A 9,154-nucleotide genomic window follows, 5' to 3' on the forward strand; every position below is an offset into this window, starting at 1 on the left:
GGGGGGTGGCCCTTCGGCCCGTCCGGCGCCCGCGCCCGCCTCCCCCCCCCCCCGCCCGCCCCCGTCGCGCCCCCGCGGCGCGGGGGGGCGGGGGCCCCGGGCCCGGGCCGCGCCGTCACCGTCCGCGGCCCCGCCGGGCAGCGGCTCCCGGCCACTCCCGCCCGAGGCCCCGGCGCCCGCCTTCGCGCCCGCCTTCACCGCACCGCCCGACGCGTCCGCCCGCAGCGAACCGCGGGTCGGCAGCGCGGTGAACAGCCGCACCAGCTCCGGGAGTTCGGGCCGCTTGGCAGGGTCCTTGGCCAGACAGCGGGCGACCACGTCGCGCAGCGGCTCCGCCAGATCGGCCAGCGACGGCGGCTCGTGCACCACCCGGTAGGCCGTGAGGTACGGGCTGTCCGCGTCGAAGGGGCCGCGCCCCGTCGCCGCGTACATCAGCAGCGTGCCGAGCGAGAAGACGTCGGAGGCGGCCGTCACCTCGCGCGGCCGGTGCAACTGCTCGGGCGACATGAACGGCGGCGTGCCGAGCACTCGGCCGGTCACCGTCAGCGCCTGGCTGTCGCCCGCGCGCGAGATGCCGAAGTCGATGACGCGCGGGCCGTCCCTGGCGATCAGCACGTTCGCCGGCTTGAGGTCCCGGTGGATCACGCCCACCCGGTGCATGTCGTGCAGCGCCTCGGCCAGCCCGAGCGCCAGCCGCCGCAGCTTCGCCGCGCTCAGCGGCCCGCGCTCGGCCAACTCCTGCGACAGCGTCGGCCCCGGCACGTACAGCGTCGCCATCCACGGCCGCTCGGCGTCCGGATCGGCGTCCACCACCGGCGCCGTGAACGCGCCGCTGACCCGCCGCGCCGCCGCCACCTCCTGCCGGAACCGGCTGCGGAACTCCTCGTCCTCGGTGAACTGGGCGTGCACCACCTTCACGGCCACCTGCCGCCCGGAGGGCGAACGGGCGAGGTAGACCACGCCCATGCCGCCGGAGCCGAGGCGGTCGAGCAGCCGGTAGTCCCCGACCACCTGCGGATCGTCGGCGCTCAGCGGCACCGCCCCACCTCCTCGTACGCGCGTTTGGGCAAAAAGCCTAGACGTCGTACGAGGCGGCCGTGAGACCGATCCCGCCGACCCGCGATAATCGGGGGTATGAGCGACGAGCAGCGGCCCGGCACGGGCGAGGACGGCCCGGAGAAGGGCGTTGCGGCAGGTCCGGACGCGGGCCCGACACCGGAGTCGATCCGGTTCTTCGGCACCACGTGGGTGCACCGCGACGGCGGCTACGTGCTGCGCCGCATCGCCTTCTCCGTCGGCACCCTGCTCGCCGCCGCGGCCAGCGCCGCCGTCCTGGTCTTCGCGTACCAGGGGGTGGCCATCTCGGACGCCGGCGGCCTGGTCAACATCCTGGTCATCGCCGCGCTGGCGATCTGTAGCGCGCTCGCCTTCGGCCGCACGATGGAGGAGCTCGGGGACGGCGAGCGGCGCCGCAACCGGACGGAGGACGCCGCGGCCGAGAAGTCGATGCGCAGCATCAAGCTCATCGGCATCGTCGGCGTCCTGCTCGCCTACTTCTGCCGCAGCCTGATCGAGGCGCCGCACGAGAAGCGGTACCGGGCCGAGTACGAGACGGCCAGGACCCGGCACGAGCGGCTGCGCGCCACCCGCACCCGCAACCCGGCGGCCCGCGGCGGCTCCGCGGCGAACGGCCAGCGCACCCCGGCCACCCGCACCCCGGCGGCCACCCGCGGCAAGAGCGGGAAGAAGCGCAAGCGACGCTGAGCGGGGGGCCGGTGGTCCCGGGGCGGGATGACGGGGCGGGCCTTGCCTAAGGGGTTGCGTACGCGGCGTACGGGTGGGGCTTCGCGTACGAGTCGGGTCTGCGGGCCGGGCTCGGCTCCCGGCCGGGCTTCCGGCCCGCGCGCCCGCGCACCACGGCCGGTCCACGCGGCGGGGCTACGCGCCGGCCGCCGGCCCGTCCGGGGTGCACGCGGCGGCGATGGCCAGGCTGTCCTCGTAGATGTGGTGCCGGACGATCTCGCCGTCCTGCACGGTCAGCCGCAGCGCGAACGGCGACCGGAACTGCTTGCCGGTGGCCCGTACGGTGCCGTGCAGATGCCCGGTGAGCACCGCCTCCGCGCCCTCGATCACCAACGCGTCGATCTGCGCGCCGCCCTCGTCGGCCACCGTGTGCGCGGCCAGCTCGACCCAGTGCCCGACCACGTCGGCCCGGGTGGCGCGGGGCCGTATCCACGGCACGGCCGGGTTCGGCGCGATCTGCCAGTCGACCTGTTCGGCGTAGACCGCGGCGATCTCCTCGGGCCCGGCCGCGGGGTCGGCCACCCGCCGCAGGTACTCCTCGATGACGGCCCGCGTCCGCGCACCGGCCGCGGCCGATTCCTCGGGGGCGGGGGCGGTGGTGCCTTCCGCGGGTGCGGAGTTCTCGATGGTGCCGGGGGTCGGGTTCGGGGTGGCGTTCGGGGCGGTGTGCGGTGCGGTGTTCGTCATGGGGGAGAGCCTGCCGGCCGCCCGCGACGCCGTCGATTACCTGCCAGGTCATGCCGGCGGGTGCCACGTCATGGCAGCGGGCGCGGGGCGGCGGAAGCGGAACGCGTGCCGGCGACGCGGAAGCGCTCGCCCGGGCCCGTACGGAGGGGGCGGAGCGCCCGACCCCGGCGGCCCCGAGGCGGAAGCGGAACGCTCGACCCGAGGTGTGGGCAGGGGCTGCCGCCGCCCCGACCCGCGGCGCGGCAAGCACCCGTCGCTATTCCTCCCGCGGCGCGGCAAGCACCCATCGCCGCCCCCTCCCGCGGCGCGGGAACAAGCACCCGCCGCCACCCCCTCCCGAGCGCTCCGGCGTTGAACCATCGGGGAGAACCCTGAGACGTCCCGCAGAGTCCCCTAGTCCACCCCGACATGTGTCAGGTTTCTTTGACAGGTGTTCGCGCCGAGTGTCAGCGTGGAGACCAATGACAGCAAGAGAGGTTCGCGATGGGCCCGGTCCCCGCACCGTCCGGAGACGAGCTGCTGAAGATCCTGGGCGCCCTCGGCAATCCGCACCGGATGCGCATCGTCGCGGCGCTCGTCGGCGGCCGTAACTACGTCAGCCGGCTCGCCCGGGAGATCGGCATCAGCCGTCCACTGCTGCACATGCACCTCCAGCGACTGGAGGCGGCGGGGCTGGTGGTCGGCACGCTGGAACTTTCGGACGACGGGAAGGCGATGAAGTTCTTCGAAGTGGCGCCGTTCGTCTACCAGTTGACCCCCGACGCGGTGGCCGCGGCGGCGGCGACGCTCACGGGGGCGGCGCCGAACTCCGAACCCGGCACCGGAACCGGCACCGGAACGGAGCGCGACCCGAAGCCCGGCCCGGGGCTTGAGGCCGATCCCCAGCCCGAGCCCGACCCCAAGTCCAACCCCAAGTCCAACCCCAAGTCCAACCCGAAGCCCGACCCGAAGCCCGACCCGGACGGCCGGCGCAAGCCCCGTACGGCCCGTAGACCCGAAGCAGCTCTGAAAGAGGAAGCGCAGTGAACGAGATGGTGATGCTCGCCGGGGACGACGCGGGCGGCGAATGGGTGGGCGCGGTGGGCGCGGGCGGCGTCTTCCTGCTGATGATCGTGGTCGTCTGGCAGGTCGCGTCGGTCTGGCGGTCCCGCATGGTGGCGGCCCGTGAACAGCAGTACAAGCAACTGGCCCTGAAGTACGCCCAGTTGCTGGAGGACAACACCGAACTGCACCGCCGCACCCTCGACGAACTCAGCCAGGCCAGGGAGTCGCTCGCCTCGATGGAGAAGATGATGCGCGAGGTGGAGTAGCCCCCACGGCGCCCGGACCGAGCCGCCGTACGGCCGGCCCCGGGCCCCCGGAGAGCCGGAACCCAGCCGGCCACCCCCACCCACCAAGCAACCCAACCCCCACCAAGCAACCCAACCCCCACTGAGCAACCCCCACCCACCGAGCACTCCAGCCCTCACCGAGCAACCCAACCCCACAGAACAACCCCCCACAGAACGACCCTCACCGAACAACCCCACCCCGTACACCACCGGCCCCTCCGGGCCCGTCCGGGTCCAGAAAAGCCGTACGGCCGGGAGCTGCAACTCCCGGCCGTACCCGTACGGAGCAACGTCCCGCGAACCCATCGCACGAGCCACTCCCCTCCGAAGGAGATCACCCATGCCCGCGTGGAGCAAGCGGCTCCCCGTCCTGCCCGGCTCCCGCCGGGCGAAGTGGGCCGTCTTAGCCGCCTGGCTGATCCTGCTGGTCGCCCTCGGGCCGCTGGCCGGCAAGGTCGGCGACGTCGAAGACGACGGACCCAACGCCTTCCTGCCGGGAAACTCCGAATCGGCGCAGGTCAACACCGAGTTGGAGAAGTTCCGCGCCGACGAGCTGACCGCCGCCGTCGCCGTCTACACCCGGGACGGCGGCCTCACCGCGGCCGACCGGGCCAAGGCGGACGCCGACCGCGAGCGGTTCGCCGAGTTCGCCGCCGAAGGCCGGCAGCTCCCGCCGACCGAACCCGCCACCGACGGCCGCGCACTGATCACCACCATCCCGCTGGCCGGCGACGACGACCTGGGCGACGACGTCGACGCGGTACGGAAGATCACCGCGGCCGACGCGCCCGCCGGGCTCACCACCGAGGTCGGCGGCCCCGCGGCCTCCCTCGTCGACTCCGTCGAGGTCTTCGACTCGCTCGACTCCACCCTGATGATCATCACCGGTGTGGTGGTCGCCGTCCTGCTGCTGATCACCTACCGCAGCCCGGTCCTGTGGCTGTTCCCGCTGCTCGCGGTCGGCTTCGCCGCCGTACTCACCCAGATCACCACCTATCTGCTGGCCAAGCACGCCGGGCTGCCCGTCGACCCGCAGAGCGCCGGCGTCCTCATGGTCCTCGTCTTCGGCGTCGGCACCGACTACGCCCTGCTGCTCATCGCCCGCTACCGCGAGGAACTCCACCAGCACCACGACCGCCACCAGGCCATGCGCGTCGCACTCCGCCGCTGCGGCCCCGCCGTGCTCGCCTCGGCCGGCACCATCGCCGTCGGCCTCGCCTGCCTGGCCTTCGCCGACGTCAACTCCTCGCGCTCGCTCGGCCTGGTCGGCGCGGTCGGCGTCTGCTGCGCCTTCCTCGCCATGGTCACCGTGCTGCCCGCGCTGCTGGTGATCGCCGGCCGCTGGGTGTTCTGGCCGTTCGTCCCGCGGCACGGCGCCGCGCCCCGCCGCGACCGCACCCCCTGGGCGACGATCGCCGCCGCCGTGGCCCGCCGCCCGCGCCGCGCCTGGCTGGTCTCGCTCGGCGTCACCGGCGCCCTGGCCGCGTGCGCGTTCGGCATCTCGCTCGGCCTCGACCAGGCCGAGACGTTCCAGGACGAGCCGGAATCGGTGGTCGCCCAGGAACGCATCGCCGCGCACTACCCGTCGGGCGCGTCCGACCCGGCCGACGTGGTCACCCGCGCCGACGGCGACCGGCTGGCGAAGGTCAGGGCCGCGGCGGACGGGGTGCCCGGCGTGGCCAGCGTCGGCCAGCCGCAGGACACCGTACGCAGTGGCGGCCACGCGCTGGCCACCTTCTCCGTCGTCCTGGCGGACGCCCCCGACAGCGAGGCGGCCAAGGACACCGTCGCCGCGCTGCGCACCGCCGTGCACGCGGTCGACGGCGCACACGCCCGGGTCGGCGGCACGACCGCGCAGACGCTCGACACCCAGCGGGCCGCCGACCGCGACCTGACCGTCGTCATCCCGATCGTGCTGCTGGTCGTCCTGGCCGTACTGGTCTGGCTGCTGCGCGCGCTGGTCGCCCCGCTCCTGCTGCTGGCCACCGTCGTCGTCTCGTACGTCGCCGCGCTCGGCGCCTCCCATCTGCTCTTCGAGTACGTCATGGACTTCGCGGCGATGGACTGGTCGACCCCGCTGATGGGCTTCGTGTTCCTGGTCGCGCTCGGCATCGACTACAACATCTTCCTGATGACCCGGGTCCGCGAGGAGACCGCACGGCTCGGCCACGCCCGCGGCGTCATTGCCGGGCTGGTCGGCACCGGTGGCGTGATCACCTCGGCCGGCGTGGTGCTCGCCGCGACGTTCGCGGTCTTCGCCGTCCTCCCGCTGGTCACCATGGCGCAGCTCGGCGTACTGGTCGGGGTCGGCGTCCTCCTGGACACCTTCCTGGTCCGCACCGTCCTCGTCCCGGCCCTCACCCTGTCCATCGGCCCCGCGGTCTGGTGGCCGGGCGCCCTCAGCCGCACGGCGGGGACGACCGTGGATACGACCGTGGCGGCGGCCACCGGCACGACCACCGGTACGGAACGGGGCGCGGCGAAGGACACGGCGGCGAGTACGACCACGGCTCACGGGGACGACCGCGGGTAGGGAAGGGGACGCGGCAGCGGGTACGCGGTGGGCCCGGCCACCGCCGCAACCAGCCCGACCACCGCCACCCGCGCCCCCCCCCCCGGGGCGCGGGCCGCCCCCGACCCCCCCCCGGCCCGCCCCGCCCCCCCCGCCCCCGCCCCCCCCCGCGGCCCGGGGGGGGGCCCCCCCGCCCCCGCCCCCCCCCCCCCCCGGGCCCCGGCCCCCCCCCCCCCCCCCCCCCCCCCCCCGCCGGGGGCGCGCCCCCCCCCCCCCCCCCCCCCCCCCCCCGCCCCCCCCCCCCCCCCCCCCCCGCCCCGTACCGCCAGCCGGACAGCCGAGCCGCCGCCCGCCGCCCGGTGCGAGGATGCGGCAAGACGCCGCCGGAGGAGCGCGTTCCACCGGCCGGCTCCGTACCGCACTGGATGGGGTGAGCGCACCATGGCGCAGAAGGTGGCCGTGCTCGGCACGGGAAAGATCGGCGAGGCGCTGCTCAGCGGAATGCTCCGCGGCGGCTGGCCCCCCGCACAGCTACTGGTCACCGCCCGCCGCCCGGAACGCGCCGCCGAGCTGCGCCTGCGGCACGGCGTCGAAGCGGTCAGCAACATCGAGGCGGCCGAGGTCGCCGACATCCTCATCCTCACCGTCAAGCCGCAGGACATGGGCGTACTGCTGGACGAACTGGCCCCGCACCTGCCCACCGACCGGCTGGTCATCTCGGGCGCGGCCGGCATCCCGACCGCCTTCGTCGAGGAGCGGCTGCCCGCCGGCACCCCGGTCGTCCGCGTCATGACCAACACGCCGGCCCTGGTCGACGAGGCCATGTCGGTCATCTCGGCCGGCAGCCACGCCACCGAGACCCACCTGGCCCACACCGAGGAGATCTTCAACGGCGTCGGCAAGACGCTCCGCGTCCCCGAGTCCCAGCAGGACGCCACCACCGCACTCTCCGGCTCGGGCCCGGCGTACTTCTACTACCTGGTCGAGGCCATGACCGATGCCGGCATTCTGCTCGGCCTGCCCCGCGACAAGGCCCACGACCTGATCGTGCAGGCCGCGATCGGCGCCGCCGTGATGCTCCGCGACAGCGGCGAACACCCGGTGAAGCTCCGCGAGAACGTCACCTCGCCCGCCGGCACCACCATCAACGCCATCCGCGAACTGGAGAACCACGGCGTACGGGCCGCCCTCATCGCCGCCCTGGAAGCGGCCCGCGACCGCAGCCGCGAACTGGCCTCGGGCACCTGACACCCGCAGCGAACGGGGCCGCCGCCGCAACGCAGCAGGCGGGGCCGCCTCCCTGTTGAAGGGGGCCCAACAAGGGGAGGCGGCCCCACCCGGGCGGTTCAGGCCGGCGGCAGCAGCCCCACCGCCGCGTACGCCGCGTCCACCCGCGGTCTGGCCATCGCCCCGGCCCGCGCCGCCCCCTCCCGCAACACGGCGTCCACCCGCTCCGGCTCCGCACACAGCGCCGCATGCCGCTCCCGCACCGGCCGCAACAGCTCCACCACGGCATCGGCCACGTCCCGCTTCAACGCCCCGTACGAGGCGTAGCCGCCCGCGAGCTCCGCCGGCTCGCCCCCCGTACAGGCGGCCAGCAGATCGAGCAGGTTGGCCACCCCGGGCTGCTCCACCCGGTCGTACGTCACCTCGGACCCGCTGTCGGTCACGGCCCGCATGACCTTCTTCCGCACCACGTCAGGCTCGTCCAGCAGGTAGACGATCCCGCTGGTCTCGGCGTGCGACTTGCCCATCTTCGCGGCCGGGTCCTGGAGGTCCATCACCCGCGCGGCCACCGCGGGCACCACCGCCCGCGGCACCGTGAACACCGCCCCGTACCGCTGGTTGAACCGCCGCGCGAGGTCCCGCGTCAGCTCCACGTGCTGCGCCTGGTCGTCCCCCACGGGCACCTCGTGCGTCCCGTACGCCAGGATGTCGGCCGCCATCAGCGCCGGATAGGTGAGCAGCGAAAGCCGCACGCTCCCGCCCCGCGCCGCCTCCCGCGTGGACTTCTCCTTGTACTGGATCATCCGCCGCATCTCGCCGTCCGCGGCCACGCACTCCATCAGGTACGAGAGCCGGGCGTGCTCGTCGACGTGGCTCTGCACGAACACCGTGCACCGCCCGGGGTCGAGCCCGGCCGCCAGCAGCAGCGTCGCCGCCTGCCGACTGAGCCGCCGCACCCGCGCCGGGTCGTGCTCCACGGTCAGCGCGTGCAGGTCCACCACGCAGAACAGCGCATCGGCCCGGTACTGATCCACCTCGGCCCACCGCCGCACCGCCCCCAGGTAGTTCCCCAGGGTCAGGTGCCCGGTCGGCTTCACCCCACTGAAGATCCGTACGTACGGCCCGGCCTCCGGGCCCGCCGGGTCCAGGCGGGCTTCCCCGGCCTCGCCCCGCTGCTCCACCCTCAGGTGCTCCGTCATCTCTGGTGTTCTCCCACCGGATCGGAGCCGCCCCCCCACGACCGGGGGGACCGAGGCGGAGCCTCGACCACGCAGAACGGCCGCCGGAAGCGGCGGCCGTTGGTCTGCGCGTACGCGTATGAGCAGGGCCGCCCTCAGGCGGCCCGCCACTCATGGTGAACGCGCGCGGTCATGGAGCCGACGGTACTCCTGCACTCCCCGAACGAGGGACCCCTCGGCGGGTTTGAAGCTCGCCAAAGCGTCATGTAGTGTTCTCCGGGTTGCCGCGCAGTCCACGTGGACATCGCGACGACACCCTCGCGCCGCACCGGCGGCACACCACTACTGCACGGCCCCTTATCGGGATGGATTTCGGCATGCCGGAATTCGGTTCGGAAGCTTCGATTATGAAGCTG

8 protein-coding genes and 1 pseudogene are annotated in these 9,154 nt (G+C 74.3%); 5 read left to right on the plus strand and 4 right to left on the minus strand.

Features of this window, described 5'->3' with window-relative positions:
* Positions 1-1,038 (minus strand): serine/threonine-protein kinase (locus AAHZ94_RS21765; protein WP_349994657.1); only part of this gene is annotated, 1,038 nt, incomplete at its 3' end.
* A 96-nt stretch (positions 1,039-1,134) separates the two neighbouring features.
* Between AAHZ94_RS21765 and AAHZ94_RS21770 the strand changes: the two genes are divergently transcribed.
* Complete coding sequence (locus AAHZ94_RS21770; RefSeq protein WP_349994658.1) at positions 1,135-1,764, plus strand: hypothetical protein; 630 nt, start codon at positions 1,135-1,137, stop codon at positions 1,762-1,764.
* A gap of 174 nt (positions 1,765-1,938) precedes the next feature.
* On the opposite strand, the gene AAHZ94_RS21775 is transcribed toward AAHZ94_RS21770, so the two are convergent.
* On the minus strand, positions 1,939-2,490 hold the full coding sequence (locus AAHZ94_RS21775; RefSeq protein WP_349994659.1) for a nuclear transport factor 2 family protein: 552 nt from the start codon (positions 2,488-2,490) through the stop codon (positions 1,939-1,941).
* 483 nt (positions 2,491-2,973) lie between these two features.
* Here AAHZ94_RS21775 and AAHZ94_RS21780 point away from each other — a divergent pair.
* The 3 genes and pseudogenes from AAHZ94_RS21780 to AAHZ94_RS21790 form a co-directional block, all read left to right on the plus strand.
* Positions 2,974-3,289, plus strand: a pseudogene (locus AAHZ94_RS21780) (ArsR/SmtB family transcription factor); the annotation flags it as partial.
* A gap of 232 nt (positions 3,290-3,521) precedes the next feature.
* Entirely contained in the window at positions 3,522-3,800 is a 279-nt protein-coding gene (locus AAHZ94_RS21785; RefSeq protein WP_349994664.1) for a hypothetical protein, read from the plus strand.
* 361 nt (positions 3,801-4,161) lie between these two features.
* Positions 4,162-6,354: an MMPL family transporter gene (locus AAHZ94_RS21790; RefSeq protein ID WP_349994660.1), complete on the plus strand. Its 2,193-nt coding sequence runs from the start codon at positions 4,162-4,164 to the stop codon at positions 6,352-6,354.
* Here the strand turns inward: AAHZ94_RS21790 and AAHZ94_RS21795 are convergent.
* Positions 6,333-6,776 carry a hypothetical protein gene (locus AAHZ94_RS21795; RefSeq protein WP_349994661.1) on the minus strand — a complete coding sequence of 148 codons (444 nt, stop codon included), beginning with the start codon at positions 6,774-6,776 and terminating at the stop codon, positions 6,333-6,335. The genes AAHZ94_RS21790 and AAHZ94_RS21795 overlap by 22 nt on opposite strands.
* On the opposite strand from AAHZ94_RS21795, the gene proC reads away from it, so the two are divergent.
* Positions 6,775-7,581, plus strand: a complete 807-nt coding sequence (gene proC, locus AAHZ94_RS21800) for a pyrroline-5-carboxylate reductase (RefSeq protein ID WP_349994662.1) — start codon at positions 6,775-6,777, stop codon at positions 7,579-7,581. The two genes, AAHZ94_RS21795 and proC, sit on opposite strands and share 2 nt — an antisense overlap.
* Positions 7,582-7,679: 98 nt before the next feature.
* On the opposite strand, the gene trpS is transcribed toward proC, so the two are convergent.
* On the minus strand, positions 7,680-8,759 hold the full coding sequence (trpS, locus tag AAHZ94_RS21805) for a tryptophan--tRNA ligase (protein ID WP_349994663.1): 1,080 nt from the start codon (positions 8,757-8,759) through the stop codon (positions 7,680-7,682).
* Between the last annotated feature and the right edge of the window lie 395 nt (positions 8,760-9,154).

Source organism: Streptomyces sp. HSW2009 (assembly GCF_040240285.1).
Lineage (GTDB): Bacteria > Actinomycetota > Actinomycetes > Streptomycetales > Streptomycetaceae > Streptomyces.